Source organism: Paenarthrobacter nitroguajacolicus (genome assembly GCF_031455195.1).
In the GTDB taxonomy this organism is placed as follows: Bacteria; Actinomycetota; Actinomycetes; order Actinomycetales; family Micrococcaceae; genus Arthrobacter; species Arthrobacter nitroguajacolicus_D.
This window is the reverse complement of sequence record NZ_JAVDSH010000010.1, coordinates 171,219-195,070: the sequence shown is the minus strand read 5'-3', so window position 1 is coordinate 195,070 and position 23,852 is coordinate 171,219. Positions and strand designations below refer to the sequence as shown.

The window sequence follows — 23,852 nt, the reverse complement described above, 5'->3', positions numbered from 1 at the left end:
TCCGGCCACGTCGCCCAATCCCCCACAAGGTTCGAGTTAGCCAACAACACCCGCGGCGCCCACTCATTGGTCCGGAACACACCCACCGGCTTGCCCGACTGCACCAGAAGCGTTTCGTCCTTCTCCATGGTTTCCAAGGTCCGGGTGATCGCATCAAACGCAGCCCACGAACGGACAGCACGGCCCGTGCCGCCATACACCACCAAGTCATCCGGGCGCTCAGCAACCTCCGGATCCAGGTTGTTCATCAGCATGCGCAACGGCGCTTCGGTCTGCCACGACTTGGCAGTAAGTTCAGTACCCCGGGCGGCCTTGACCGGACGGGCACCAGTAGTGAAATCGGCGGGTGCCATGGTGACTCCTTCGTCTGTGGAAAGTGTGTGGTGGAAAGATCTTCTGCTTCTACTAAAGCCCCTTTGCCAGACGGCTGGAATGGCTTTTGGAGTGGTGCTGTCCGGTATTTCAGACATGTGCCCTTGCTTTCCCTGGCGCCCCCGCGGGGATAGAAAGGAGCCCGCAATCCCTCGCATTTACACGGCAACGAGAGCATGCTGGACCCATGGGAACGTTCCGCGTGTCCACCTTCGTCGCAGCATCACCAGAGCGCGTCTTCGCGACCTGGACGGATCCGGACCGGTTTCACGAGTGGATCGGCGGAGTCACCCGTGTGACCGATCTCGAAGGTTCGCTGGACGCGCCCGGCAGTCGCTACACGGTGTGGTTTGGGCGCATGGCAAGCCCCACTGAGATCCTTGCAGTGGAGCGGCCCCGGCACCTCCGGACCCGTTTCGGCAACACAATCCTGAAGGGCGAATCGGACGTCACGATCGTGCCGGAGGGCGAAGGTACGCGGATCAACCAGGAGTTTGTGACCCGGGGGTTCATTGCGGGGATCTTCGGGCGGCTTTTCGCCATGGGGTCGTACCGGGGCAGCTTCAAAGGCGAGCTGGAGGCCTTTCGCCAACTGGTCGAGCAGGAGGCCCGGGACCACCCGTGAGGTTTAGCCGGCGGGGCGGCCGTGGATCCTCACCGACAGTTCGTCCGCCGCTTTCCGGATGCGGGTGGCAAGGACCGGCCACTGCTCAGCCGGCACTTTGTCCTCCAGGAACGTGACGGCGACTGCCGCCGTCGGCCATCCCACATGGTCGGTGACGGCGGCCGCGATTGAACCGAATCCTGGGGTGATTTCGCCGTTCTCCGTGGCGTAGCCGCGTTGCCTCACCTGGTCCAGATGGGACGACAAAGCGGAGTACTTCATGATGGGGAACTCGACCTCGTGCCTCGAAGTAAAGGCAGCAGCGTTCGGGTAGAGGGCGCGGACCTGCGACTTTGGCAAGGCGGCAAGGATTGCGCGGCCCGACGCGGTGAGGTGGCTGGGAAGGCGGACGCCGACGTCGGTTACCAGGCTGGGGCGGTTCTTGGCGCGTTCCTCCACGATGTAGAGGACGTCGCGACCGTGGAGCACAGCGAGGTGCGCGCTTTCGCCGATGGCGTCAACCAGCGAGGCGAGCATGGGCCGGCCAAGCCGGGAAAGTGGTTCCTGGCGCGAGTATGCCGAACTGAGTTCGAATGCGCTGATGCCCAGCCCGTAGCGCTGTTCCTCGTGCAGGTGAAGGACGAAGCCGTTGGCTTCCATGACGCCGAGCAAGTGATACACGCTTGACCGCGGCAGGCCGAGCGCTGTGGCAATATTCGACGCCGCCATGGGACCCCGGCGCGAGGCCAACAGTTTCAGGATCCGCAGGGTGTTCTCGGCAGCCGGGACCTTGGACGTGGCCTTCCCTGGCGCTACTGGCGTGGTTGTCATGGTTCCTCACTGCTCAACTTGTCCGGGAGCCCCGAACCGGAACTGTCCGGTATCCCGTACTCAAGCGTGCACCCTTGGCGTCGCATCCTCCAACCAGCCGGGGCTGATCAATGTCTGGGATTCCGGACCATTCCGACGACTGTCTGCGATGAAAGACACCAAAGCCCCGTGAGTCCGATCACAAGGTGCCTAAAAGTGATCTGCTGGATAGCGATCCCCTCCCAAAGACGAGAAGGTTTTACTATGCAACAAACCAAGCTGGCTGCGGAGAGCTCTGTGCTCCAAGCCGCGGGTACGGCGCTCAGCCGAGGCCTCAACGTCCGCCACATCCGCTTCATGGCACTCGGATCCGCGATCGGCACGGGCCTCTTCTACGGCTCCGCCTCCGCTATCCAAAAGGCAGGCCCAGCGGTCCTGCTGGCCTACATCATTGGCGGCGCAGCCGTGTTCATGGTGATGCGCGCGCTCGGCGAAATGGCCGTTCGACACCCCGTGTCCGGTTCCTTTGGCCAGTACGCCAGCCGCTATCTTGGCCCGTTCGCTGGGTTTGTGACCGGGTGGACCTACGTGTTCGAAATGGCGATTGTAGCCATCGCCGACGTCACGGCCTTCAGTATCTATATGGGCTTCTGGTTCCCACAGGTGGACAGATGGATCTGGGTGCTTGCGATCATCTTGTTCCTGGGCGCCATGAACCTGCTCAGCGTGAAGGTGTTCGGTGAGCTCGAGTTCTGGTTCTCGCTCATTAAGGTGGCGGCGATAATCGCCATGATCGTCGGCGGTGCGGCGATCGTCGTGTTCGGCTTCCAAACGGGCGACGGCGGTGCCGTGGCACCGGGACTAGGGAACCTCGTGAACCACGGCGGTTTGTTCCCGAACGGTTTCGAGGGGCTCCTGGCTGCGTTCGCCGTCGTGATGTTCGCGTTCGGCGGGATCGAGACTATTGGCATCACCGCCGGCGAAGCGGCCGACCCCAAGAAGGTCATTCCCCAGGCGGTCAATACAGTGCCCGTCCGCGTCCTGCTTTTCTACGTACTGACGCTCGGTGTGCTGATGAGCATCTTCCCGTGGAACGAGATCGGTAGCAGCGGCAGCCCGTTCGTGCAGATCTTTGACGGCCTGGGTATCCCTGCGGCGCCGCATATCCTCAACGCCGTGGTGATCACAGCGGCCCTTTCGGCGATCAACAGCGACATCTTTGGAGCCGGGCGCATCCTCTTCGGGCTGGCCCAGCAGGGACACGCTCCCAAGAGCTTCGGCAAGATCTCCCGGCACGGGGTGCCGTGGATGACGGTAGTAATGATGGGCGGCATCCTGCTGGTGGGCGTCGTGTTGAACGCTGTCATTCCAGAAGACGTGTTCGTGCTCATCGCCTCCATCGCCACGTTCGCCACCGTGTGGGTTTGGGTGATGATCCTTGCCTCACACGTCGCCATGAAGCGGGAGATCAATCGCAAGGGTCTGCCGGCGTCGGAATTTGGTTCGCCGCTGTGGCCGGCTGCCTCGATCCTGACCATGGCGTTCATGGCCATGGTGATCGTGATCCTGGGCGTCTTCGAGGACACCCGCGTGGCTTTGTATGTGGGCGGCGCCTGGCTGGTGCTGTTGTTCGTGGCTTACAAGCTGTGGGTCCGCGGTGGCGGCCTGCGCCGGGCGGAGCTGGTGGACGAAACGGCCTCGATTCCGGTGGTCTCACCCCGCTAAGGCCTCGCTATTGCCCGAGCCCAAATGACAGTTAATGCCAATGCTCACCCCGAGCATTGGCATTAATTGTTGTCTCGCGGAGCTGTTTAGACAGATGCAGCGGCGGAACGCACGGCCTCGGACAACGGAGTCGACGGACGGCCGATCAGCTTCCGGAGGTCCCCGCCGGTCACCAGGAGGTCACCCCGGGCAATGCCCAGATCCGAGTCAGCAAGGACCTCGGCGAAGGCTTCCGGAACTCCGACGCTGGTGAGGAGGCCGGCGTACTGGTCTGCGGGGAGATCGTTGTACACCACTGTCTTACCTGATGCTGCGCTGATTTCTGCGGCGAGCTCGTCCATAGTGAAGGCCTCGTCCCCTCCAAGTTCGTACACCTTGCCCGCTTGGTCTCCGGCTACCAGAACCGCTGCCGCAGCGTGTGCGTAGTCGGCGCGGGAGGCGCCACTGACCCGGCCTTCTCCGGCGCTGCCGGCGAGGGCTCCCTGTGCCAGCGTTCCCGGCAGCTGCTCGGTGTAGTTCTCCAAGTACCAGCCGTTGCGCAAGAGGACAAAGGGAACGCCTGATTCCTTGAGGATGGCTTCGGTAACCTGGTGCTCGGAGGCGAGCTTCATCCCTGTTGTGTCAGCGTTGGCGATACTGGTGTAAGCCAGCAGTTCAACCCCTTCGGCCTTGGCGGCCTCGATCACGGTGCGGTGCTGCTCTACCCGCTGGCCCACGGCACTGCCCGAAATCAGGAGTACCTTGCTGGCACCCTTGAGTGCTTCGGCAACAGAAGTGGCGTCGTCGTAGTCCATGGCTGTCACACGCACACCGCGATCGGCGAAACGGGACAGTTTCTCCACGGAACGGCCGGTTGCCACAATGCTGTCGGCGGGAACGTTCAACTCCAACAGGGCTTCGATGACGTGCTGGCCCAGCTGGCCGGTTGCTCCGGTGATAACGATGCTCATGGGTTTTCCTCTCCAAGGTTCTTGCTCTGTCATGCTGGTCAACGAGCCACCGATCCAGAAGCTTCCCAAAAGAGAGTACGCACTTTAAGGTAAGGTACTGACATGAAAGTAAGTGCTGTCCCGGCTCCGCTTCCTGCCAGCATCGCCGACGGCGTCTTCCCGTCCGGGTGCCCCAGCCGGACAGTCCTGGACCACATCACGAGCAAGTGGGGCGTGCTCATTCTGCTGTCACTCTCCGAGGGCGAACAGCGGTGGAGCGAACTTCGACGCCGGGCTGACGGGATCAGCGAAAAAATGCTGGCCCAGACACTCAAAACACTCGAAAAGGACGGCCTCGTCCGCCGCGACGCCCAGCCTGTCATCCCGCCCCGGGTGGATTACAGCCTGACCGACCGCGGCCGGGAGCTGACGGGCCACCTCATCCCCCTGGTCACCTGGGCCTACGAGAATGCCGACGAAATCCTCAACGGCCAGGGCTAACGCCGAAGGCGCGCTATCGGGCCGACCACCCACCGTCCATGGTGTAGCTCGCGCCGGTGACCATACCAGCGTCGTCGGAGGCCATCCAGGTTGCCAGCGACGCAACTTCCTCCGGCTCCACCAACCGCTTCACCGCCGACTCCGTGAGCATCACCTTGGCGAGGACTTCGGCCTCGGGGATCCCATGGAGCCGGGCCTGGTCGGCGATCTGCTTCTCAACAAGGGGCGTGCGGACGTAGCCGGGGTTGATGCAGTTGGAGGTGACCCCGTGCTCGCCGCCTTCCAAGGCAGTGACCTTGCTGAGCCCTTCGAGGCCATGCTTGGCGGAAACGTACGCGCTCTTATAGGCGGAGGCGCGGAGCCCGTGGACCGACGAGATGTTGATGATCCGGCCGAACCCGTTGGCGTACATGTGCGGGAGCGCGGCCCTGATGAGGAGGAACGGCGCCTCCAACATCAGGGCCAGGATCCGCCGGAACTCCGCGGGTTCGAACTCCTCGATCGGCGCAACTTTCTGGATGCCCGCGTTGTTGACCAGGATGTCGCAGTCCAGGCTCAGTGCCGCCAGGGCGTCGACGTCCAAGAGGTCCACCGTCCACGCGGTGCCGCCCAGCTCATCGGCGAGGGCCGCAGCTCCGGAGGCATCGACGTCGGCCACTACAACTTTCGCCCCGCGGGCGGCCAGCGCCCGGGCGCAAGCGGCCCCGATTCCGCTGGCGCCGCCTGTCACCAGTGCTTTGCGTCCGTTCAAGGAGTTGTCCATCAGATCAGCCCTTCGGGGTAGCGGTTGTCAGTCCATGACGCGCAGCGTCTGCTTCGTCTACGGATTCGAGGGAAATGCCCTTGGTTTCCTTCAAAGAAACAACTGCGACGGTGGTGATGGCGCAGGCGACCACAAGGTAGATGGCAGTGGGGAGCCAGGAGCCGGTGTCCTTTAGCCACTGGGTTGCCAGCAACGGTGCGAGTGAACCGGCGAAGATCGACGTGACCTGCGAGCCGAGCGAGACACCCGAGTAGCGCATGCGGGTGGGGAAAAGTTCGGACATGATGGCTGGCTGCCCCGCGTACATGAAGGCGTGCAGGCACAGGCCGATGGTCACGGCGAGCACGATGACCACGGCGTTTTTGGTGTCGAACATGGGGAAGGCGAAGAACGGCCAGGTGGCGCCGGTGATGGCACCGATCAGGTACACGGGCTTGCGTCCCCACGAGTCCACCAGGCGTCCGATCTGCGGAATGATCAGGAAGTGGATGACGTGGGCGATCAGGAGGGCAAGCAGGAGCGAAGAGGTGTCGTACTTGTGGACGCTCTTGAGGTAGACGATCGCGAAGCTCACCACCAGGTAGTACATGATGTTCTCTGCGAAGCGGAGGCCCATGGCCTGGAGGATTCCCTTGGGGTACTTGCGGATGACCTCGCCCACGCCGTAGCTGATGGCCTTGGATTCCTCCACCTGTGCCTTGGCTTCAAGGAAGATGGGTGCCTCGGTGACGTGGGTGCGGATGTAGTAGCCAACGAACACGATCACTGCGGAGAGCCAGAACGCTACGCGCCAGCCCCAGCCGAGGAAGGCTTCGCTGCTGAGCGTGGTGGACATGACGAACAGGACAAGGGTGGCCAGGAGGTTACCAACGGGCACTGCCGCCTGCGGCCAGGATGACCAGAAGCCGCGGGATTTGTTGGGGCTGTGCTCGGCCACCAGGAGGACAGCGCCGCCCCATTCGCCGCCGAGCGCAAAGCCCTGGATGAACCGGAGTGCCACCAGCATGGCCGGGGCCCAGTATCCGATGTCCATGAAGCCCGGGAGGCAGCCCATAAGGAACGTAGAGACGCCCACGATCACGATGGTCAGCTGCAGCGTGGGCTTGCGGCCCAGTTTGTCGCCGATCTGGCCGAAGACGATTCCGCCCAGCGGCCGGGCAACGAAGCCCACCGCATAGGTAATGAAGGCCTGGATGATGCCGTCCAGCTCGTTGCCGGTGCTCGGGAAGAAGTACTTGCCGAAGACCAGGGTTGCCGCGGTGGCGTAGAGGAAGAACTCGTACCACTCCACCACCGTGCCCACCATTGAGGCCGCGACGATTTTCTTCAGGCCGGAGCCTTTGCCGGCATCTTTCCCGGCTCTTGATGCGGAGCGCTGCTCTACGCTCATATCCATCTCCTCAGTGTCCTCTTTGACCCTTTTGAACGTGATGTGATCCACAACACGACATGCTCCACTGAGTATTGCCGCAGATTCGTTATGCCTCAATGACCAATAAGGCACCTTAGGTGTGCAGAATTGCAGATATGAATCCCAACCCGGATGACCTCCTCATCTTCCTCGCCGTCTCACGTTCAGGAAAATTCACGACGGCGGCCCAAGCCTTGGGGCTGAACCACACCACCGTCTCGCGCAGGATAGCGGCGCTGGAAAAGGCGCTGGGCGGCAGGGTCCTGGCGCGTGCTGCCGGCGGATGGGAAGTGACTGAGCTGGGTGCCCAAGCCGTACTGGTGGCGGAACGGATCGAAGCTGCGGTCGGTGCCCTGGGACCCAGCGACCGCGCACCCGACCCCATCACCGGCGTCGTACGAATGACGGCTACCGACGGATTCAGTGCCTATATCGCGGCACCGGCGGTGGCGCGACTGAGACGGGAGCACCCCGGACTCAGCGTGGAGATCGTCACCGTGACGCGTCGGGCACTGCAGCAGCGGTCCGGCCTGGACATCGAAGTGGTGGTGGGGACGCCGCAGGTGCACCGGGCCGAAGCGATCAGGCTGGGCGAGTACCGGCTGGGAATGTACGCGTCCCGCGCCTACCTTTCGGATCACGGGACGCCCGGGAGCGTCGAGGAACTCACACAGCACCAACTGGTCTACTTTGTGGATTCCATGCTCCAAGTGGACGATCTGGATGCACCCCGGAGGCTCGTCCCGACCATGCGCGACGGCCTGAGTTCAACCAACGTGTTCGTCCATGTCGAGGCCACACGGGCCGGGGCCGGCATCGGGTTCCTCCCCTGCTTCATGGCCGACCGGCACACGGACCTGGTGCGCCTGCTCCCCTCCGACTTCGCCGAGCTCCTCCCCTACTGGATGGTCCTCCGCCCGGACTCCATGCGCCGCCCCGCGGTAGCCGCCGTCGTGCAGGCCTTACGCGAGGAGACGGAGGGCCGACGGGAGGAGCTGCTGGGGGCTGGATAGCCTCGCCGGTTACGCGGGGGCTGACTCCGGCTCCGCTGGAGGATCGTGGCGCACCGGAGTCCCGGCCGCGAAGGCGCGCACTTGGGCATCGTCCCAGATGTGGGCCGGAACGCCACCGCCCAGGAGCCGCCTGGCAAGGGTGGGGTCGTCTCCGAACGGCACGTGGCTGCCCGCCATGATCATGTTGCCGTAGCGTCGGCCTTTGAGCATGGCAGGGTCGGCGATGATCATGGTGTGCTCAAAGGTGTCCGCGATGGTTGCGGCATCGGCACGGGCATTCTTCAAGTCCGGGGCGTCGCCGGAGTTGACCACATACAGGCCGTCCGCGGCAAGTACCGCGTCCGCGTGGGCCGTGAATTCACGCGTTGTCAGGGCCCGGGGCGTGAAGGCTCCGGCAAAAACGTCGCGGATGATGAGATCGCGGGTGTCCGGGGTGAGGGACTCCGTCACGTGCCTCGCTTCACCAACCCGGATCCGCAGCAGCGGCGCCTTGGGCAACTCGAACCAACCACGAACATATTCGGCGAGCTTGCCATCGAGCTCAACCACCACCTGCCGCGCCTCGGGATAGGCGGCGTGGAAGTAGCGGGCCATGGAACATGCTCCCCCACCCAGGTGCAGCGCGCGCAGTTTGGGTTTCTGTTCCCTCGGCCAGCGCGATTCAACCAAGGCTGCGATCCAGCGCATGTATTCGAAATCCAGGAAGAGCGGATCGGCGAGGTCGATGTGCGAGCTCATCACGCCGTTGATTTTCAGCAGCCAACCGTTGGAGTTGTCCTGGTCCTGGATCAGCTCGCAGTCGCCGGTATCAATGTAGTAAACGCCCTCAACAGGACCATCGGGACGGGCGCCGGAAGGCACCTCGACGACTCCCGCCGTCGACCTTTGCGACTTACTCACCCTGCCGCGTTTTGCCACTACGTCCGCCCTGCCTCAGTCATACTTCCAGCCTAGTGGAGCCCCACCGCCACGTGAGTAGTAAGGCTACTTACAATAATGGGTGGTTGGGCCATAAGATCAATCCATGGACCTTGGCGAGTGGGTGTGGGCGGAAGTGTTGACCGCCGCTGTGGCATGGCTGACCGTGGTCTGCCTGCTGCTGGCCCGCGTGCCCAAGCCGCCGAGCCTGCTGGATTCATCCCTGGACACCGGGGAGCTGGATACCGGGGAGCTGGATACCGGGCAACTGGATGACCCAGAGCCACTGGCTGGCGCCGCACCGCATGGCGGACTAGGTCGCTTCCTACCCAAGCCGCGCCCCGCCCGGCATCCGAAAGCCAAGCGCCTGGGCGCAAAGCAATAGCGTTCGGCGTCGTTCCTAATGCCCGACGGCGGGACGCACCATCCGATGCTCCGGCAGCGAGTACCAGGATGGGTCGCACAATTGCCGTTTGCCGTCGGGCAGGAAGCCGTTGCGCCGGTAGAAGGCCTGGGCGCGCGGATTGTCGTCCAGGACCCAGAGGTAGGCTGGCCCGTCTCCAATCAGGGCATCCACCAACGCCTGGCCAACACCACGGCCGTGAACGCGTTCCAGCGTGTAGAGCATGAAAAGTTCCACATCGCAGGGGCTGTCCTCATCCGTGCCGGGTCCGGACGCACCCAGTCCCACCAGGTCCCCGTCCGGCCCATGGGCCAACATCCTGGAGTGCCCGGCGGCAATGGATGTCCGGTACCGCTCAATCCGGTCCGGCAGGGCGGCCTCTTGCTTCGCGAAGAACTCAGGGGGCAGCAAGCGGCCATAACTTTCCCGCCAGGACTGGACGTGCATGTGGGCCATGGCTTCGGCGTCATCCACCGATGCCGGTCGAATCGTGAAATCCATGGGCCTACCGCACCCGGGCGATCGCGAAGCCGTCCCAGCCTTTGCTCCCCACCGTCTGGATGGCAGTGGCGTCAAGGCGGGGATCCTGCCCCATCATTTCCAGCATTTCCACGATGCCCGGGGCGTTCACCTCGTCCCGTTCCGGTTCCAGGATGGCACCGTCCCAGATGACGTTGTCCACCACGATCACCGTGCCCGGGTGGCCGAGCCTGATGGCCCAGTCAAGGTACTTTGCGTCGTTTTCCTTGTCCGCATCGACAAACACGAAGTCGAACGGCTCCTGGCCTGCCAGCGTGGGAAGGGTGTCCAGGGCAGCACCCACGCGGATGTCCACCTTGTGTCCTACGCCGGCGGCATCCAGGTTGGCGCGCGCGACGTCCGCGTGTTTCTGGAGGAATTCGCACGTGGCGATCCGCCCGTCGTCGGGCAGTCCTTGAGCCATCCACATGCTGCTGAACCCGGCCAAGGTGCCGATCTCCAGGACGCGCCTGGCTCCGGACATTTGCACGAGCATCCGCAGCAACTTACCCGCGTTGGGCGCGACCTCGATGGCGGGCATCCCGGCCTCGACGGCGGACGTCAGGGCGCGCTGATGCGCAGGATCAGGGCGCACGACGACGTCAGTCAGGTAACGCTCGACATCAACCCATCCGGGCTCGGTGGCGTGTTCAATCATGCGCCCCAGTCTTGCACTCGCAGCAGCCAGGGGAAAGGAGCTAGTCGGTGGCGGTGATGGCCTCTTCGAGGCGCTCCACTTTCCCGGTCAGTTCGCCGCTGTAACCGGGACGGATGTCGGCCTTGATCACCAACGAAACACGGCTGCCGTAACGGCCAACCGCCTCGGTAGCGCGCTTGACGACGTCAAAGACCTCGTCCCACTCACCCTCGATGGTGGTGAACATGGAGTCCGTCTGGTTGGGGAGGCCGGACTCCCGGACGATCTTGACGGCGGCGGCTACGGCGTCGTGCACGGAGGCGTCGGGGGTGGGTCCGCCGTTGGCAGCGGATGCGGGCTGGCCCGATGGGGCAACTGAGAATGCAAGCAACATGAAATCCAGTGTTTCACGTACCGGTTTGTCATATAACGGCCTACTCCCGCGTAACAACAGGCAGGGACCTGTCCGTTGCTACTCTGACAAGCATGGAACAGCCCTCTGAACGCAAGCCCCTCAGGGCAGACGCCGCACGCAATGTGGACAAGATCATTACCGCCGCAAGGCAGTGCTTCCGGGAACACGGCCCCGAAGTGCCCTTGCAGACCATCGCCGCCACCGCTGGAGTTGGCCCGGCTACATTGTTCCGCAACTTCTCGGACAAGGAGCAGCTGGTTCTCGCTGCCCTCTCGCGCCAACTCCGCCAGCACGTGGATCCCGTGGCGACCGCAGCCCTTGACGGCATGGACGCCGCCGAAGGCCTCATCAACGTCATCGATGCCGTGATGCAGGTGGCCAGCGAAGACGCGAACCTCCTTGACGCCGTCGCCGGACGCCGCGGACTCCTCATGGGCATCACCGGTGGCCTCATCGGCTCCATGGCCACCCTGTTGGAGCGCGGCCAAGGCCAGGGTTCACTCCGCCGGGACATCACCATCGAGGACATGGTCCGGCTGGTTGCCATGCTGATAGGTGCTGTGGACACGATGGAACCGGGATCCGAAGCGTGGAAGCGGCCCGTCGCCCTGATCGAGGACGCCATCCGCACCGAGCGCCCTGCGCGGCCCCTACCCGAACAGTCGGGCATCCCGGGCGTGACGTTCACTGACGCTGTCTAGCCCCACCCCAGCAGCCGGAGCAGGGCGGCCGCGGCAGCGCCGGAAATCACCACCACCAGGAACGGCGCCCGAAGCCACAGTGCCACGGCGGCTGCAGCCAATGCACCGATGCGGGCGTCCAGAACCAAACCCTGCCCCGATGCGACAGCGTTGACTACGGTCAGGGACGCCAGCAAACCGATGGTCATGGTGCCGGCAACATGCATGATCCGGGGGCTTTCCAACAACTTGGCGGGCACAAAGTAGCCCAGCAGTTTGGTGAGGTACGCCAGGCCGCAGGCGATGAGGATCCAAAGCCACAGGTTCATGGGTTACCCCTGCGTTCTTGCTGGTGCTTCTCGGCGTAAGGATCCACGTCCGGTTCAAGCCCTTCATCCATGCGTGCGTGGCTGAACCACCCGATGATTCCGGCCACCACGGCAGCAACCAGAATGGGAACACCCGACGGCACGAAGGGCACCGCCAGGATGGTGGCCAATGCGCAGGCTGCGGCGATGGCCCACGGCTCGCGGCCCTTCAGCCGCGGCCAGAGCAAGGCCAGGAAGGCCGCCACGGCGGCGCCATCGAGGCCCCACTGCTTGGGATCTCCCATGGCATCTCCGGCCAGGGCCCCGATGGCAGTGAAAATATTCCATAAGATGAATATTCCAATGCCGGCGGTCCAGAACCCGCGGCGCTGCTCGTCGGGGTCCGTCTGGCCGGACGCCGTCGCCGTCGACTCGTCAATGGTGACGTGCGCGGAAAGGTAGCGCTTCCAGCCGCCAGGCCGGAGCATGGCATTGATCTGCATGCCGTAAATGCCGTTGCGCAAACCCAGGAGTGCGCTGGCGGTCATGGCCGCCAGCCCGGAGCCGCCGCCTGCCACCACACCAATGAACGCGAATTGCGATCCACCGCTGAAGAGCAGGAGGCTCAATACCATCGTCTGCCAGAAATCGAATCCGGATGCTACGGACAGTGCCCCAAACGAAACCCCGTAGAGTCCTGTGGCGATGCTCAAGGAGAGGGCGATCTTGAATGCCGGCGACTCCCTGAGTTTCAGGGGCGCGGAACCACTGGTCATTTCCGCAGGCTCCACGACCAGATGATGAGCGGAATCTGCAAGGGCAGCCGCACGGTGTGGATACGCCTCTCGGCATCAGTGCCTTTCGGCCCGTAAGCACGCCGGAGGGCATCAATATGCCCTGCGAGGAATGCAGTGAACATGGCTGTGGTTGCGTCAGCGGCCACCTTGCGTGTCGCCGGTACCAGAAGCCCGACGGCGGCAGCCACCTCGAGCAGCCCCGACGACGCGACCCATTCCTCGCGGGACATCACTGCAAGGGGCCCGTTGGGACGGCTCCCCGGTTCATCCCTGCGGCACAGGTAGTCCGGAACCACGGGGTAATAGAACTTGGGGGTACGGAAGTGCTTTGCGGCGCTGGCCAGGAGCAATGCGCTCAAGCCTATTGCTGAGACGGTATGTGTTGCCTTGGGTGACCAGCGAAGTGACATGAGACCACTCAATCACAAGCGCGGTAACCCCCAAAAGTCAGCTGGAAACCATGAGCTGCGCCAAGACCTGCGCGGGCTTGTTGGTGGTGATCTCATGAATGCCGAGGCCCTGGCAAAGGGCTACGTCCTTCTCGGAATCAACCGTCCACACCCGGAATACACGGCCCGCCTCCAACCACCGCTGCACGTTGCGCGCATGCTCGCGCACATAGTCGATGCCGGGGCCTGCGATTCCCGCCTGCCCCTCGTCCAGCACGCGCTCAGCATCCTCCTGCATTGCCTTCATGACGTTGGCTACTGCCCCGCCGGTGAGGAAGCCCAGGCCCAGTTCCTCCCGGATCTCCTGGACCGTGTAATCGTCCACCAGCTGGCACACATGCTGCGCTGGAACAGTCTCCAGCAGCCGCTGCACAGAGTCGGAATCGAAGCTCATGAAGGAGACCAGGATGTTCTCCAGCCGTGAATCCTCCGGCTTCCAACCCGCCTCGGCCAACACGGCCAACACCCGGTCCTCAAGCTTCAGCCCATAGGGACTTGGGTGCTTGAGTTCAATGGCCAACCCGATGTCGCGTCCGGCCCCACGGAGTATGTCCAACAGCTCAGGCAACGTCAAAAATTGATCGGCCACTCCCCCATAGGTTTCGGGAATGCGCGCGCCCTTCCAAGACGAGAAGTCCAGCCCGCGGAGTTCTTCCAAGGTGTGCTCGGCTACCGGACCTGTCCCCGTGGAGGTCCGGTCCAGGTTGGCGTCGTGCAACAACACCACGTGTTGGTCCCGTGTCAGGTGCACGTCGCATTCGACGCCATCCGCCCCATCGGCGATGGCCCTCAAATAAGCAGCCCTGGTGTGTTCGGCAAAGGCGGCACTGGAGCCCCGGTGGGCGTAGACCTTGGGCCTTGCTGTGGCGAAGTCGTCGCTTGTCATGGAGATACGGTAGCCCACCCGGTTGTACGCACGGGGGCTACGCTGGGCTAATGCAGGTGAACTCTGAACAAATCCCAACTGAAGACGTCACCAACCCCCATCGGGAGTCAGGCCCCGTACCCGCACCGGCCCGTCCCGCAGTCGTCGATCTTTCGGCAGGAGACCTGGAAAAAGCTGCTGCGCTGCGCCGAATGAAACGGCTGGCTTTGGCCCTGCTGATCGGGATGGCCCTGATCTTCACCGTGGCCTTCGCCTTCCAGAAGCAGTACCCGTGGCTTGAGTACGTTCGCGCAGCGGCCGAGGGCGGCATGGTTGGCGCCCTGGCTGACTGGTTCGCCGTGACGGCCCTGTTCAAGTACCCCATGGGCCTCAAGATCCCGCACACCGCCATCATCCCGCGGCGCAAGGACCAGATCGGCGAATCGCTCAGCGAATTCGTGGAAAGCAACTTCCTGTCCCAGGAGGTTGTGCAGGAGAAGTTGGCGAGCATCGATATTGCCCGTAAAGCCGGTGCTTGGCTGTCCGGTCCGGGTGGTGCCGAACGCGTAGCGAAGGAAGGTGGCGCGGCGATCCGCGGCGTGTTCACCGTACTCAATGACGACGATGTCCAAGCGGTCATCGAGGGCATGGTGCGCAAACACCTGCTCACCCCACCATGGGGGCCACCGGTGGGCCGGATGGCGGAACGGATCTTTGCGGACGGCCACCACCACAAGCTGGTTGACCTGCTGGTGGACCGCGCCGCTGACTGGGTGGACGCCAACCATGCAACGGTGAACCGGCTCGTTTCGGACCGTTCGCCCCTCTGGGTGCCAACGTTCGTGGACGGCCTGGTGGGTGACCGCGTCTACGTGGAGCTGTCCAAGTTCATGCGGGCGGTCCAGTCCGACCAGAACCACCAAGTGCGTCAATCCATCGATGCCTACCTCACCGAACTGGCCCAGGACCTGCAACACGATCCAGCCATGATTGAGCGCGCCGAATCCATCAAGGCGCAGATCCTCGGGGACCCCGAGGTCCGCGAACTGGCATCACGCACGTGGGGAACGGTGAAGACTGCGCTGCTCAACGCCGTCGACGACCCCGACAGCGAACTGAGCCTGCGCTTCAAAGGTGCCGTCCGGGACTTCGGCACGCGCCTGGTCAAGGACGACGAACTGGCCGGCAAGGTTAACGCCTGGATTGGCGACGCGGCCGGATACTTGGTGAACACCTACCGGTCGGACATCGCCGGCGTCATCTCGGACACGGTGGCGCGTTGGGACGCGGAAGAAACCTCCCAGAAGATCGAACTCCAGGTGGGCAAGGACCTCCAGTACATCCGCATCAACGGAACCGTGGTTGGCGCGCTGGCGGGGCTGGCCATCTTCACCGTTGCACACCTGCTGTTCGGCTAGGGGCCCCGGGCTCAGCAGCCCCCAGTAAGTGCACCATCTGTCCCGGCCTCGCTTGGCCAATCAGGTCCAAGTCGTCATCACGGACCATCGCGATCACGGGCGACTTTGCAGTGGCCGGGTGACCGGCCAAGGCAATCACCGGAAGGCCCGACGGCGGCAGCAGGACCGAGCCCGTCAGCAGCGGCTGGGGTTCGCGTGGTTGAGTTGTGACTGCCTCAAGGGGCCGCCCCACCAGCCGCGCACCAGCCCTGTCAGACTCCGGCGAGAGAATCCATGGTTCGGTGGTCAGCCGGAGCCACGAGCTGATGCCGACATTTGAGGCCTCCGCGCTGCGGGAAACCCGGGCGACCACGGGACGCTCCGGATCCAGCGCGCGGCGCGCCGGCTGTTTGATCTCGGGAAAGGCATGGCTGTTCGGCCGCCCAAAGGTCAGCGCAGTGCCCGCCCGCAGCGGCTCTTCCTGCGGCGGAATGCCGCCGGCAACTGCCACGTAGTAACGGATTCCGAAAAGCGCCGGCCATGCTTCGAGGACAGCTCCCGGAGCCACCCGCACTGCCTTGTTCATGGGCAGTTCCGCGCCATTGAGGGTGATGATGCCTTCGGCGCCGGTGACCGAAACTGCAGAAGCGGTGACGAATCGGAGCCGGAGGCCGCCCAGTAAGACCTCCAGGCCCCCGGCAGCGGCGGCGTTGCCCAGGAGGGCATTGGCCAGATGCATGGACGCACGGTCCAGTGCCTGCTCCTGTCCCAGGACGGAAGTCAAAGATCCCGGGTCAACTACTACTGCACCCACCAACGCACTCCCCTATAAAGAGCCGCACCGCAGGATCAGGCGAATGCCTCGATCTGCACGCCGGCCTGCTCCAGTCCTTCCCGAACCGCGGCGGCCATGTTGACGGCACCCGGAGTGTCCCCGTGAATGCAGAGCGAGTCCGCCTGCACCGGGACAACGGAACCGTCGATGGCAAGTACTTCCTTGCGCGTCGCCAAGCGCACCGCTTGGGCCACCACAGCTGCTGGGTCGTGCAGCACCGCGCCTTCCTGGGTGCGTGGGACCAGTGTGCCGTCCGGCAGGTAGGCCCGGTCCACGAACGCTTCGCGGAAGACCGGGTGCCCGGATTCATCAGCCAGTTTCAGCCATGCCGAACCCGGCAGGCCCAGCACGGGAAGACCAGGATCGTAGGCGTGAACGGCGGCCACGACCGCCTCCGCTTGCTCTGCGTCATGGACAATCCTGTTGTAAAGAGCACCATGCGGCTTGACGTAGTCCACCGAAGCCCCCACGGCGTGGGCCATGCCGTCCAAGGCGCCGAGTTGGTACAGGACGTCCCCGAAGAGTTCGTCGAAGGTCATATCCAGGGACCGGCGTCCAAATCCAGCCAGGTCCCGGTACCCCACGTGAGCGCCCACACGAACGTCCAGTTCGAACGCAGCGCGGCAGCTGTCCAGCATGGTGAGGGGATCTCCGGCGTGAAAACCGCACGCTACGTTGGCGCTGCTCACGATACGGAACATCGAGGCGTCGTCGCCCATAGTCCAGGAACCAAAGGACTCCCCCAAGTCAGCGTTCAGATCCACTGTTACCGCCTTCCAGCGTCGGGTTTTCGGGTGCGTTGACAATGACGTTCTTTGGCGCGTTGGGCAGCAGCTCACCCGGCACCGTATCCGGCAGCACGCCGAAGGCTTCCTTGGCGCTGGACACCACGGCACGGCCCATCATCAGGTTGCCGGCACCGCCGACAACTGCCCCGACGCCGAATGGCAGGGCGCGGCCAAGGAAAGCGCCGCCCTGCTTCTTCAACAGGTTCTTCAGGAAGGCGCGCTGGATGGTGTCGCGGATGACTCCGAAGCCACTGCCGGGGATTTTCTTGGTGAGGGTCCTGCCCCAGGCGTTGGTGACCCCCTTGCCGCGGCCGAGCGACTGTCCGCTCAGCGCACCGAGCAGGGAGGTGCCTTCCTCGCCCAGCATGATGGCCATCACCATGGTTCGCGACCGTTCGGGGTCGGTGAGCCGAATGCCGTGAAGTTCCGCCAAGGACGATGCATACAGGGCGGTGGTCTCCAGGAATCCAATGGTTGCGAGCGCCGAAAGGCCCAACGAAGCCATGGTTCCAATACCCGGCACGACGGCGGTAGCACCTACCGCGGCACCTCCGCCGGAAATGGCGAGCAAGTAGTGGCGTTCCAGTTTCGCCGCAAGCTGCGCCGGCGAGTCATGAGGGTTCCTGCGTTGCAATCGTCGAAGGTTGGCCAGGACCAATGGCCTCTGGACGTCGACTGCTTTGAGCAGCACATTGTGGACGCCGGGCTTGGGATTGCCTTGGGCGTCGAAAACAGCGTTGTGTGCTGTTTCCTGGGCGATTTTCACCGCCGGGTTGGGGCGCTTGGGCATCTTCATGTCTCCTTGGCAGTCTGTTGTTTCACGGGGAACTGCTGGGTTCAGCCTATGCCACACCCTTGCATCAGGTGTTCCCCGATATGCGCTATGTGGACAAGATTCCGCGCAGAGCGGACCCCGCAACGAACCACCCCCAGGCGTAGACTGGGGGCACTCACGGGAGCAGTCCAGCCAAGGACAGGAAGTATCCGTCATGAAGCCAGCAGACAAGACCGAACATGTCATCCGGCACCACACCGACGCTCCGGCCGAGGGTGAGACGGAAGGCTGGGTCTCGCACGACACCGGCCTTCACAGCCAGGACCCTGCGGAGGGTCCCGACATTGAGGATGACGAGCCGCCGTCGGGCGCTTCATAACTGACGTTCCTCCGCAATAAACCGCCTTCCGCGGCCTCGGCCGCCAGGTCTAGGCTGGTGGGATGGCCGCGTTGAGAGCGCTGCGTCCCTTTGCGCACCGGGAATTCCGGGTGCTTATTGCCGCGCTGTCCATTTCCATCTTTGGGTCTGGCATGTGGGCCGTCGCGATGGTCTACGAGGTAATCCACCTCGGCGGCGGACCCCTTGAGTTGTCATTCGTCGCCACCGCCGCCAGCGTGGGTCTGGTGGGATTTGTGTTGGCCGGGGGCATCGCAGCGGATCGCCTGCCCCAACGCCTGCTCATCATTGCGGTGGAGGGTGCCAACCTGGCGGTCATCGCCACCGTGACCATCCTGGCCATGCTCAATGTCATCCAGTTGTGGCACCTGGCCCTGGGAGCTTTCGTGCTGGGCGTGGGGCAGGCGTTCTTCTTCCCGGCTTACTCCGCGATGCTTCCCGCGATCCTGCCTGCCGACGACCTCCTGGCCGCGAACGGCATGGAAGGTACAGTGCGTCCGATCCTGCAGCAGGCGGGAGGTCCCGCGGTCGCCGGTATCCTGGTGGCTTCGCTGACCCCAGGGCATGCCATTGCCGGGGTTGCCCTGTGCCATTTCCTGGCGTTTGGGATCCTGAACTTCCTGGGCCGGCAAGACTTCCTGCGCCAGCAAATGAAGGGTGGTCCGCAGTCGAAGGAGCGGCCCGCCCCGTCGTCGTTCTTCCGCGATCTCCGGGAGGGTTTCGTCTACACCGTCCGGACGCCTTGGCTGCTGTGGACCCTGATCTGGGCATGCCTGTCCGTCCTGTTCCTGATTGGCCCCATTGAAGTCCTGCTGCCGTTCGTGGTCCGGGACCAGCTCGGTGGCGACTCGCGGATGTTTGGTGCACTGCTGGCGGTCATGGGGGTTGGAAGCGCAGTTGCTGCCCTGGTGACGGCCACGCTCAGGCTTCCCCGGCGGTACCTGACGGTGATGGTGGTGACGTGGGGTTTGGGGAGCCTGCCTGTGGCAGCAATTGGCCTGATGGACAACTTCTGGGCTTTGGGCATCGCGCTCCTGGTCTTCGGGGCCACTGAGGGACTCGGCACCGTGATCTGGGGGACGCTGCTGCAACGCCGCGTGCCACGGCACTTGCTGGGCCGGATCTCGAGCCTGGATTTCTTTGTCTCCCTGGCCCTCATGCCGGTGTCCATGGCCTTGGCCGGACCCGTGGCGGAGGTGGTTCCCATCTGGATCATCTTCCTGGTCGCTGGCTTGGTGTGTCCCGTCATGGCTTTCGTAGCGCTGTTCGCTGCCCACATGGTCACCGACGAAATTGAGAACCCGCTGCAGCCGGAGCCCTTGGACCCCCAATCTGCAGACACGCAGCCGGACGCTGTGTAACCTGACCGCAACCGCAGAAAGGACCACCGATGGCCGCTGGAACCAAAGACGATCCCTGGCAGCTCACGACTCCCCCGGGCTCGTCCGACTACGTCATGTACAAGGATGAGTCCGCGGATCCACCCGCAATCGTCTGCCAAGTGGGCTCCACCAAGTTGCTGTACCAACTCCGGGCCATCGAGGACCTGCACGCGTGGCTCCTGGAGCAGGGCGACTGGGTCCCGCTCGGTGCCGCCGACGAAGGCAAAGATGCCGCCGAAGGGACCGTGGAGGCGTGGGGTCGCAGCGAAAGCAACCCTGTGGGCGGTTGGTACGGTCTCCGCAAGGGCTACCGAGGCCGGTTCGGCATGTATATGCCACCCCTTTTGGAGGCCCTGGGCTTGGCCGAACTCACCCATGAGAAGCGGAACAACGCCATGCGGGCCATCTCCACGTAACCGGGCCAACAGTCAGCCGGGTACCTCTCCCGTGGTGCCCCGAACCACCAGGTGCGGTGTCCGCACCAGGTGGGCGGCCGACGTCGAACCCTCCAAACGGTCCACCGCGCGGTCGACGGCGGCGCGGGCAAGCAAGGGCGCGTCCTGGCTGATGGAGGACAACTGGACATAACTGAGTCGGGCGAACTGGCTGTCGTCATAGCCAAGGATGGAAACGTCTTCCGGCACCCGGAGGCCGGCCGCGCGGAAACTCTCCCAGACGCCCAGCGCACACCGGTCATTGAAGGCCACGACGGCGGTAGGCAAGTCCTGCTGCAGCTCACTGCCGGCGCGCAAACCGTCTTCTTCGGTGGGTCCGCCGGCGATGACGCGCGCATCCAGGCCACGGGAAGCCATCTCGGACTGGAACGCCGCCCTGCGTTGTGGGCTGGAAACTGCTTGGCCGCCATCCACGTGTGCGATCCGTCGGTGCCCCAGCGAAAACAGGTGCTCCACCGCAATGCGTATCCCGGCATGGTCATCGCTGCTCACTGAGTCCAGGGAGTCGCCAACGTCGTCGCGGAGAAGGCTGATGACGGGCAGGCGGGCTGCGTATCCGGCCAATTCCTCCGGTGACAGGGACGGGGAGATCAGGATCAATGCCTCGCAGCCGAGGTCCAGCAGGGATTCCACCGCCCTCGTTTCCGGGCGGCCGTTTGCCACGGCGCTGAGGGCAATGTCGTACCCACGCACGGTCGCCCCGGCGTAGGCAGCGTCCACGATCTCGGCATGGAACGCATGCGCGGTGGAAAAGCTGAGGCCCAGGAGCCTGGTGCGGCTGCTCCGGAGAAGCCGGGCGCGGCTATCTGGCCGGTAGCCGAGTTCCCGTGCGGCCTCCTGCACTTTCAGCCGGGTCGCGTCCGAAGCACCTGGGGCGTCCCGCATGATGATGGAAACCAATGCCCGGGATACGCCTGCGGCCTCAGCCACGTCCATCAGGGTGGGACGTTTCCCGGTCATGGCTCTCCTCTGCTCGGAGCCAGTCTATAGAACGTTCTAAAGGCGTATGGATGTTTGCGCTCATAACACCGGTCGTGCGGCCGGCCGCGACTCAGACGGCCGACCGCACTAGCCCGGTTTCACGCAGCGACGGCGCCCCGGGTGGGCCCCAGAACCCACCACACCCATCGCTGCCAACTCGTCGATGAACCGCGACGCGACCGAAAAGGGCAACGGCGCAGCACACGGCACAAAGACATGGGCACTGGATATGTGCTTTGACCTGCGAAAACGTGACGCATCTTGTAAAAACTATTTTTGCGCATCGTCCAGGACTTGCCTCTGCGCTGCCCCTGAGCCAAAGGTCCCCAAAAGTGCATCACTATTCGCCTGGCCGGAGCACTCCTAAGTATCCGGGAAATCAGTTACTACCGCGCAGGAGCAAGATGTGAGTTCAACCCAAGGAATGGCCGTGCAAGCAGTCGCCTCATTCACGGACGCGCCGGACATCCACTTGCTGTTCATGGCGGTGCTGGTCTTCCTGGCTGGGCTTGCCGGTGGGTGCGCCGTCCTACTGCTCCTGCTGATGGCGCCCCTGGCGAAACTGGCGCTGGACCACGCCCGCCCAGCCCGCCCGCTTGCCGCGGAGACGACGTCCGAGAGGTCAGGCTCCGAGGTCGGCGGGACGCATGAGCCAAAGCCAGTTCAGCGCACCCCGGCAGCCTTGAACTAGAACGATCTAGACGGGCAAGCTGGAAGCGTGCCATCATGGAGCCACTAGAACGATCTAGACGCCCATTCAAGGAGCCACAATGACGTACCTTCAGCACCCGGTCGCCGAGGACCGGCCTGTCCGCATAGCAGTCATCGGGGCGGGGTGGATCGGCAACTTCCATGCTGAATCCATTGCACTGCGCCTTCCCAACGCCCGGCTGGAAGCTATCGCTGATCCCGTGCAGCCTGCCCTGGAGACCCTTGCCAGCCGGCTGGGTGTGACGAAAATCAGCACCGACGTATCCGATGTCCTCGATGACCCGGACGTGGACGCCGTAGTGATCGCCGCGCCCCTGCGTTTCCACTCCGAACTAATCACCGCAGCCGCGAAGGCGGGCAAGGATGTTTTCTGCGAGAAGCCGGGTGGCCGGACCGTCGAGGAACTCGACGCCGCCATCGCAGCGGCGGATCAGGCCGGCGTCGTCCTCCGTTTTGGATTCAACCGCCGCTACTCCACCGACTTTGCGGCCGCACGCAAGCTCATCAACCAGGGCGTCATCGGCGTGCCGCAGCTTCTCCGCTCCCTGACTCGCGATCCCGGGACCGAGGCCGGAATCGGCAACCCGGAGCGCATCGCCCCGGGCACCATCTTCCTCGAGACACTCATCCACGACTTCGACACCCTGAACTGGCTTAACCCAGGCGCCGTGCCGGTGAAGGTCCACGCGGTTGCGGACGCACTGGTAGCCCCCGAAGCCAAGGCTGGTGGGTTCCTGGATACGGCCGTGGTGACCGTAACCTACAGCAACGGCGCCATCGCGGTGGCCGAAGCCAACTTCAACGCGCTCTACGGCTACGACGTCCGCGGCGAAGTCTTTGGTTCGGCAGGCATGGTCACGGCCGGCAGCCCGCAGTCCACCAATGCCACGAGCTACACGGCTGCCGGCATCGCCTCGGACACCACCCGCCTGAACATCGACCTCTTCCATGACGCGTACACGGACGAGCTCGCACACTTCGCGGACGACGTCGCCGCGCGCCGCCGTTCAGCAGGGGAACGCCCGACGGCGGCCCCGTCCCGTACCACTGTCGCCGCACCGGGTGGAGCGGACGCCCGCAACGCCCTGGCCGTGGCACTGGCTGCCTTCAAGTCTGCGGAGTCGGGGCTGCCAGTGGCCGTGTCGGACATCGCGGAGCTTCGCGCAGCCGAGGATACGCCTGCGGGTGCTGCCGTGCTGCAGGAGGCCGGAGCGTGACCTTCCGCTTGGCCGTCTGCGCGGAGATGGTCTACGGCGAACTCCCGTTGATCGACCGCGTCCGCCGCATCCACGATCAGGGCTTTGAGGTTGAGCTCTGGGACACGCGCGGCAGGGACATCGCAGCCCTCGCCGCCACCGGCGCCAGGTTCTCGTCCATGAGCGGCTACTTCGGCGGCAGCGTGATCGACTCCTCCGATGCACACGAAGTACTGGCTTCGGCGGAGAAGCTGATCCCCACAGCCCTGGAACTAGGTGTCGAACGGATGGTGGTCCACCCCGCGGAGCTTGGCGAAGGTGGCCGCGCGGTGAGGCCCACCCAACGGGCCACGGGCGCGATGTGGCTGACCGGGCTCCGCACCTTGGAGCAGTTGGGCCAATTGGGCGCAGAGCATGGGATCGTCTTCGCGCTGGAGAACCTGAACACCGTCCTGGACCACCCCGGAATCCCCTTGGCCCGTGCCAAGGACACCCTGGCACTGGTCCAGGCCGTCAACCACCCCCACGTGAAGATGATGCTGGACCTTTACCACGCGCAGATTGGCGAAGGTAACTTGATCGAGCTCGTCCGCGCGGCCCAGCCTTACACGGGCGAGATCCAGGTGGCGGACGTGCCCGGCCGGTTCGAACCCGGCACCGGCGAGATCAACTACCCCGCGGTTTGCAGGGCACTGGTCGACGCCGGATACGCCGGGGTCATCGGGCTGGAGGCCGGTGCTGTCGGCGGTCAATCGGTCGAAGCAGGGGACGCCGCGCTGGCCGCCTTCCGCGCGGCGTTCACTATTAACTGAGTCG

29 protein-coding genes and 1 pseudogene are annotated in these 23,852 nt (G+C 64.1%); 13 read left to right on the top strand and 17 right to left on the bottom strand.

From position 1 onward, the window contains the following. Nucleotides 1-353: pseudogene (locus J2Y68_RS19085) on the bottom strand (urocanate hydratase); the annotation flags it as partial. A 206-nt stretch (nucleotides 354-559) separates the two neighbouring features. On the opposite strand from J2Y68_RS19085, the gene J2Y68_RS19080 reads away from it, so the two are divergent. Beyond that, nucleotides 560-997, top strand: coding sequence for an SRPBCC family protein (locus J2Y68_RS19080; protein ID WP_309995776.1), 438 nt, complete (start codon nucleotides 560-562; stop codon nucleotides 995-997). A 3-nt stretch (nucleotides 998-1,000) separates the two neighbouring features. Here J2Y68_RS19080 and J2Y68_RS19075 read toward each other — a convergent pair whose 3' ends face one another. Continuing rightward, a complete protein-coding gene (locus J2Y68_RS19075) occupies nucleotides 1,001-1,807 on the bottom strand; it encodes an IclR family transcriptional regulator (RefSeq protein WP_309995774.1) in 807 nt (268 codons plus the stop codon). A gap of 243 nt (nucleotides 1,808-2,050) precedes the next feature. Here J2Y68_RS19075 and J2Y68_RS19070 point away from each other — a divergent pair, with 243 nt between their 5' ends. Next, nucleotides 2,051-3,511, top strand: coding sequence for an amino acid permease (locus J2Y68_RS19070; RefSeq protein ID WP_309995772.1), 1,461 nt, complete (start codon nucleotides 2,051-2,053; stop codon nucleotides 3,509-3,511). A gap of 86 nt (nucleotides 3,512-3,597) precedes the next feature. On the opposite strand, the gene J2Y68_RS19065 is transcribed toward J2Y68_RS19070, so the two are convergent. After that, nucleotides 3,598-4,461 carry an SDR family oxidoreductase gene (locus tag J2Y68_RS19065; protein ID WP_309995769.1) on the bottom strand — a complete coding sequence of 288 codons (864 nt, stop codon included), beginning with the start codon at nucleotides 4,459-4,461 and terminating at the stop codon, nucleotides 3,598-3,600. Between the two features lie 102 nt (nucleotides 4,462-4,563). Between J2Y68_RS19065 and J2Y68_RS19060 the strand changes: the two genes are divergently transcribed. After that, on the top strand, nucleotides 4,564-4,941 hold the full coding sequence (locus J2Y68_RS19060) for a winged helix-turn-helix transcriptional regulator (protein WP_309995766.1): 378 nt from the start codon (nucleotides 4,564-4,566) through the stop codon (nucleotides 4,939-4,941). A gap of 13 nt (nucleotides 4,942-4,954) precedes the next feature. Here J2Y68_RS19060 and J2Y68_RS19055 read toward each other — a convergent pair whose 3' ends face one another. Then, on the bottom strand, nucleotides 4,955-5,704 hold the full coding sequence (locus tag J2Y68_RS19055) for a 3-hydroxybutyrate dehydrogenase (RefSeq protein ID WP_309995763.1): 750 nt from the start codon (nucleotides 5,702-5,704) through the stop codon (nucleotides 4,955-4,957). A gap of 4 nt (nucleotides 5,705-5,708) precedes the next feature. Beyond that, nucleotides 5,709-7,094, bottom strand: a complete 1,386-nt coding sequence (locus J2Y68_RS19050; protein ID WP_309995760.1) for an MFS transporter — start codon at nucleotides 7,092-7,094, stop codon at nucleotides 5,709-5,711. Nucleotides 7,095-7,231: 137 nt separating this feature from the next. Between J2Y68_RS19050 and J2Y68_RS19045 the strand changes: the two genes are divergently transcribed. Continuing rightward, on the top strand, nucleotides 7,232-8,128 hold the full coding sequence (locus J2Y68_RS19045) for a LysR family transcriptional regulator (RefSeq protein ID WP_309995758.1): 897 nt from the start codon (nucleotides 7,232-7,234) through the stop codon (nucleotides 8,126-8,128). A gap of 9 nt (nucleotides 8,129-8,137) precedes the next feature. Here J2Y68_RS19045 and J2Y68_RS19040 read toward each other — a convergent pair whose 3' ends face one another. After that, nucleotides 8,138-9,046 (bottom strand): spermidine synthase, encoded by a 909-nt coding sequence (locus tag J2Y68_RS19040; RefSeq protein WP_309995755.1) that lies wholly within the window; start codon nucleotides 9,044-9,046, stop codon nucleotides 8,138-8,140. 106 nt (nucleotides 9,047-9,152) lie between these two features. Between J2Y68_RS19040 and J2Y68_RS19035 the strand changes: the two genes are divergently transcribed. Next, nucleotides 9,153-9,431 (top strand): hypothetical protein, encoded by a 279-nt coding sequence (locus J2Y68_RS19035; protein ID WP_309995753.1) that lies wholly within the window; start codon nucleotides 9,153-9,155, stop codon nucleotides 9,429-9,431. A 15-nt stretch (nucleotides 9,432-9,446) separates the two neighbouring features. Here J2Y68_RS19035 and J2Y68_RS19030 read toward each other — a convergent pair whose 3' ends face one another. The 3 genes from J2Y68_RS19030 to J2Y68_RS19020 are packed head-to-tail and all read right to left on the bottom strand — an operon-like array spanning nucleotide 9,447 to nucleotide 10,999. Continuing rightward, a complete protein-coding gene (locus J2Y68_RS19030; RefSeq protein ID WP_309995751.1) occupies nucleotides 9,447-9,950 on the bottom strand; it encodes a GNAT family N-acetyltransferase in 504 nt (167 codons plus the stop codon). 4 nt (nucleotides 9,951-9,954) lie between these two features. Next, nucleotides 9,955-10,626 carry an O-methyltransferase gene (locus J2Y68_RS19025; protein ID WP_309995748.1) on the bottom strand — a complete coding sequence of 224 codons (672 nt, stop codon included), beginning with the start codon at nucleotides 10,624-10,626 and terminating at the stop codon, nucleotides 9,955-9,957. Between the two features lie 40 nt (nucleotides 10,627-10,666). Beyond that, nucleotides 10,667-10,999 carry a thiamine-binding protein gene (locus tag J2Y68_RS19020; protein ID WP_211710833.1) on the bottom strand — a complete coding sequence of 111 codons (333 nt, stop codon included), beginning with the start codon at nucleotides 10,997-10,999 and terminating at the stop codon, nucleotides 10,667-10,669. A gap of 92 nt (nucleotides 11,000-11,091) precedes the next feature. Here J2Y68_RS19020 and J2Y68_RS19015 point away from each other — a divergent pair, with 92 nt between their 5' ends. Next, a complete protein-coding gene (locus J2Y68_RS19015; protein ID WP_309995746.1) occupies nucleotides 11,092-11,721 on the top strand; it encodes a TetR/AcrR family transcriptional regulator in 630 nt (209 codons plus the stop codon). Here the strand turns inward: J2Y68_RS19015 and J2Y68_RS19010 are convergent. Genes J2Y68_RS19010 through J2Y68_RS18995 form a run of 4 tightly spaced genes read right to left on the bottom strand, consistent with a single transcriptional unit; the run spans nucleotide 11,718 to nucleotide 14,140 of the window. Continuing rightward, nucleotides 11,718-12,029 (bottom strand): AzlD domain-containing protein, encoded by a 312-nt coding sequence (locus J2Y68_RS19010; protein ID WP_211710837.1) that lies wholly within the window; start codon nucleotides 12,027-12,029, stop codon nucleotides 11,718-11,720. The genes J2Y68_RS19015 and J2Y68_RS19010 overlap by 4 nt on opposite strands. Continuing rightward, complete coding sequence (locus J2Y68_RS19005) at nucleotides 12,026-12,784, bottom strand: AzlC family ABC transporter permease (RefSeq protein ID WP_309995744.1); 759 nt, start codon at nucleotides 12,782-12,784, stop codon at nucleotides 12,026-12,028. Before J2Y68_RS19005 ends, J2Y68_RS19010 begins: the two co-directional genes overlap by 4 nt. Further along, a complete protein-coding gene (locus J2Y68_RS19000; RefSeq protein WP_309995742.1) occupies nucleotides 12,781-13,215 on the bottom strand; it encodes a DoxX family protein in 435 nt (144 codons plus the stop codon). Before J2Y68_RS19000 ends, J2Y68_RS19005 begins: the two co-directional genes overlap by 4 nt. Nucleotides 13,216-13,252: 37 nt before the next feature. Continuing rightward, nucleotides 13,253-14,140, bottom strand: coding sequence for a glycerophosphodiester phosphodiesterase (locus J2Y68_RS18995; protein ID WP_309995740.1), 888 nt, complete (start codon nucleotides 14,138-14,140; stop codon nucleotides 13,253-13,255). 50 nt (nucleotides 14,141-14,190) lie between these two features. Between J2Y68_RS18995 and J2Y68_RS18990 the strand changes: the two genes are divergently transcribed. Then, nucleotides 14,191-15,537, top strand: a complete 1,347-nt coding sequence (locus J2Y68_RS18990; RefSeq protein ID WP_309995737.1) for a DUF445 domain-containing protein — start codon at nucleotides 14,191-14,193, stop codon at nucleotides 15,535-15,537. Here J2Y68_RS18990 and J2Y68_RS18985 read toward each other — a convergent pair. Genes J2Y68_RS18985 through J2Y68_RS18975 form a run of 3 tightly spaced genes read right to left on the bottom strand, consistent with a single transcriptional unit; the run spans nucleotide 15,509 to nucleotide 17,929 of the window. After that, nucleotides 15,509-16,330, bottom strand: coding sequence for a 5-oxoprolinase subunit C family protein (locus J2Y68_RS18985; protein ID WP_309995735.1), 822 nt, complete (start codon nucleotides 16,328-16,330; stop codon nucleotides 15,509-15,511). The genes J2Y68_RS18990 and J2Y68_RS18985 overlap by 29 nt on opposite strands. Nucleotides 16,331-16,365: 35 nt before the next feature. After that, nucleotides 16,366-17,115, bottom strand: coding sequence for a LamB/YcsF family protein (locus tag J2Y68_RS18980; RefSeq protein WP_211710846.1), 750 nt, complete (start codon nucleotides 17,113-17,115; stop codon nucleotides 16,366-16,368). Beyond that, nucleotides 17,099-17,929, bottom strand: coding sequence for a hypothetical protein (locus J2Y68_RS18975; protein WP_309995792.1), 831 nt, complete (start codon nucleotides 17,927-17,929; stop codon nucleotides 17,099-17,101). Before J2Y68_RS18975 ends, J2Y68_RS18980 begins: the two co-directional genes overlap by 17 nt. 199 nt (nucleotides 17,930-18,128) lie before the next feature. Between J2Y68_RS18975 and J2Y68_RS18970 the strand changes: the two genes are divergently transcribed. From J2Y68_RS18970 to J2Y68_RS18960, 3 genes are all read left to right on the top strand, one after another. Then, entirely contained in the window at nucleotides 18,129-18,293 is a 165-nt protein-coding gene (locus J2Y68_RS18970; RefSeq protein WP_309995732.1) for a hypothetical protein, read from the top strand. A gap of 62 nt (nucleotides 18,294-18,355) precedes the next feature. Further along, nucleotides 18,356-19,672, top strand: coding sequence for an MFS transporter (locus J2Y68_RS18965; protein WP_309995729.1), 1,317 nt, complete (start codon nucleotides 18,356-18,358; stop codon nucleotides 19,670-19,672). Between the two features lie 29 nt (nucleotides 19,673-19,701). Further along, on the top strand, nucleotides 19,702-20,109 hold the full coding sequence (locus J2Y68_RS18960) for a DUF6855 family protein (RefSeq protein ID WP_211710853.1): 408 nt from the start codon (nucleotides 19,702-19,704) through the stop codon (nucleotides 20,107-20,109). A 12-nt stretch (nucleotides 20,110-20,121) separates the two neighbouring features. Here J2Y68_RS18960 and J2Y68_RS18955 read toward each other — a convergent pair whose 3' ends face one another. Beyond that, the gene (locus J2Y68_RS18955) at nucleotides 20,122-21,108 is read right to left on the bottom strand and encodes a LacI family DNA-binding transcriptional regulator (RefSeq protein WP_309995725.1); all 987 of its coding nucleotides are present in this window, start codon (nucleotides 21,106-21,108) and stop codon (nucleotides 20,122-20,124) included. A 427-nt stretch (nucleotides 21,109-21,535) separates the two neighbouring features. Here J2Y68_RS18955 and J2Y68_RS18950 point away from each other — a divergent pair, with 427 nt between their 5' ends. The 3 genes from J2Y68_RS18950 (at nucleotide 21,536) to J2Y68_RS18940 (ending at nucleotide 23,848) form a co-directional block, all read left to right on the top strand. Beyond that, nucleotides 21,536-21,820 carry a hypothetical protein gene (locus J2Y68_RS18950; protein WP_309995722.1) on the top strand — a complete coding sequence of 95 codons (285 nt, stop codon included), beginning with the start codon at nucleotides 21,536-21,538 and terminating at the stop codon, nucleotides 21,818-21,820. Between the two features lie 79 nt (nucleotides 21,821-21,899). After that, nucleotides 21,900-23,057 carry a Gfo/Idh/MocA family oxidoreductase gene (locus J2Y68_RS18945; protein WP_309995719.1) on the top strand — a complete coding sequence of 386 codons (1,158 nt, stop codon included), beginning with the start codon at nucleotides 21,900-21,902 and terminating at the stop codon, nucleotides 23,055-23,057. Further along, the gene (locus J2Y68_RS18940) at nucleotides 23,054-23,848 is read left to right on the top strand and encodes a TIM barrel protein (protein WP_309995716.1); all 795 of its coding nucleotides are present in this window, start codon (nucleotides 23,054-23,056) and stop codon (nucleotides 23,846-23,848) included. The genes J2Y68_RS18945 and J2Y68_RS18940 overlap by 4 nt, the downstream gene beginning before the upstream one ends. Nucleotides 23,849-23,852: the final 4 nt, after the last annotated feature.

Excerpts from the sequence above, each read along its gene's own strand:
- J2Y68_RS19080 (WP_309995776.1), top strand. The coding sequence starts at position 560 with ATGGGAACGTTCCGCGTGTCCACCTTCGTCGCAGCATCACCAGAGCGC.
- J2Y68_RS19075 (WP_309995774.1), bottom strand. The coding sequence starts at position 1,807 with ATGACAACCACGCCAGTAGCGCCAGGGAAGGCCACGTCCAAGGTCCCG.
- J2Y68_RS19070 (WP_309995772.1), top strand. The coding sequence starts at position 2,051 with ATGCAACAAACCAAGCTGGCTGCGGAGAGCTCTGTGCTCCAAGCCGCG.
- J2Y68_RS19065 (WP_309995769.1), bottom strand. The coding sequence starts at position 4,461 with ATGAGCATCGTTATCACCGGAGCAACCGGCCAGCTGGGCCAGCACGTC.
- J2Y68_RS19060 (WP_309995766.1), top strand. The coding sequence starts at position 4,564 with ATGAAAGTAAGTGCTGTCCCGGCTCCGCTTCCTGCCAGCATCGCCGAC.
- J2Y68_RS19055 (WP_309995763.1), bottom strand. The coding sequence starts at position 5,704 with ATGGACAACTCCTTGAACGGACGCAAAGCACTGGTGACAGGCGGCGCC.
- J2Y68_RS19050 (WP_309995760.1), bottom strand. The coding sequence starts at position 7,094 with ATGAGCGTAGAGCAGCGCTCCGCATCAAGAGCCGGGAAAGATGCCGGC.
- J2Y68_RS19045 (WP_309995758.1), top strand. The coding sequence starts at position 7,232 with ATGAATCCCAACCCGGATGACCTCCTCATCTTCCTCGCCGTCTCACGT.
- J2Y68_RS19035 (WP_309995753.1), top strand. The coding sequence starts at position 9,153 with ATGGACCTTGGCGAGTGGGTGTGGGCGGAAGTGTTGACCGCCGCTGTG.
- J2Y68_RS19030 (WP_309995751.1), bottom strand. The coding sequence starts at position 9,950 with ATGGATTTCACGATTCGACCGGCATCGGTGGATGACGCCGAAGCCATG.
- J2Y68_RS19025 (WP_309995748.1), bottom strand. The coding sequence starts at position 10,626 with ATGATTGAACACGCCACCGAGCCCGGATGGGTTGATGTCGAGCGTTAC.
- J2Y68_RS19020 (WP_211710833.1), bottom strand. The coding sequence starts at position 10,999 with ATGTTGCTTGCATTCTCAGTTGCCCCATCGGGCCAGCCCGCATCCGCT.
- J2Y68_RS19015 (WP_309995746.1), top strand. The coding sequence starts at position 11,092 with ATGGAACAGCCCTCTGAACGCAAGCCCCTCAGGGCAGACGCCGCACGC.
- J2Y68_RS19010 (WP_211710837.1), bottom strand. The coding sequence starts at position 12,029 with ATGAACCTGTGGCTTTGGATCCTCATCGCCTGCGGCCTGGCGTACCTC.
- J2Y68_RS19005 (WP_309995744.1), bottom strand. The coding sequence starts at position 12,784 with ATGACCAGTGGTTCCGCGCCCCTGAAACTCAGGGAGTCGCCGGCATTC.
- J2Y68_RS19000 (WP_309995742.1), bottom strand. The coding sequence starts at position 13,215 with ATGTCACTTCGCTGGTCACCCAAGGCAACACATACCGTCTCAGCAATA.
- J2Y68_RS18995 (WP_309995740.1), bottom strand. The coding sequence starts at position 14,140 with ATGACAAGCGACGACTTCGCCACAGCAAGGCCCAAGGTCTACGCCCAC.
- J2Y68_RS18990 (WP_309995737.1), top strand. The coding sequence starts at position 14,191 with ATGCAGGTGAACTCTGAACAAATCCCAACTGAAGACGTCACCAACCCC.
- J2Y68_RS18975 (WP_309995792.1), bottom strand. The coding sequence starts at position 17,929 with ATGCCCAAGCGCCCCAACCCGGCGGTGAAAATCGCCCAGGAAACAGCA.
- J2Y68_RS18970 (WP_309995732.1), top strand. The coding sequence starts at position 18,129 with ATGAAGCCAGCAGACAAGACCGAACATGTCATCCGGCACCACACCGAC.
- J2Y68_RS18965 (WP_309995729.1), top strand. The coding sequence starts at position 18,356 with ATGGCCGCGTTGAGAGCGCTGCGTCCCTTTGCGCACCGGGAATTCCGG.
- J2Y68_RS18960 (WP_211710853.1), top strand. The coding sequence starts at position 19,702 with ATGGCCGCTGGAACCAAAGACGATCCCTGGCAGCTCACGACTCCCCCG.
- J2Y68_RS18955 (WP_309995725.1), bottom strand. The coding sequence starts at position 21,108 with ATGACCGGGAAACGTCCCACCCTGATGGACGTGGCTGAGGCCGCAGGC.
- J2Y68_RS18945 (WP_309995719.1), top strand. The coding sequence starts at position 21,900 with ATGACGTACCTTCAGCACCCGGTCGCCGAGGACCGGCCTGTCCGCATA.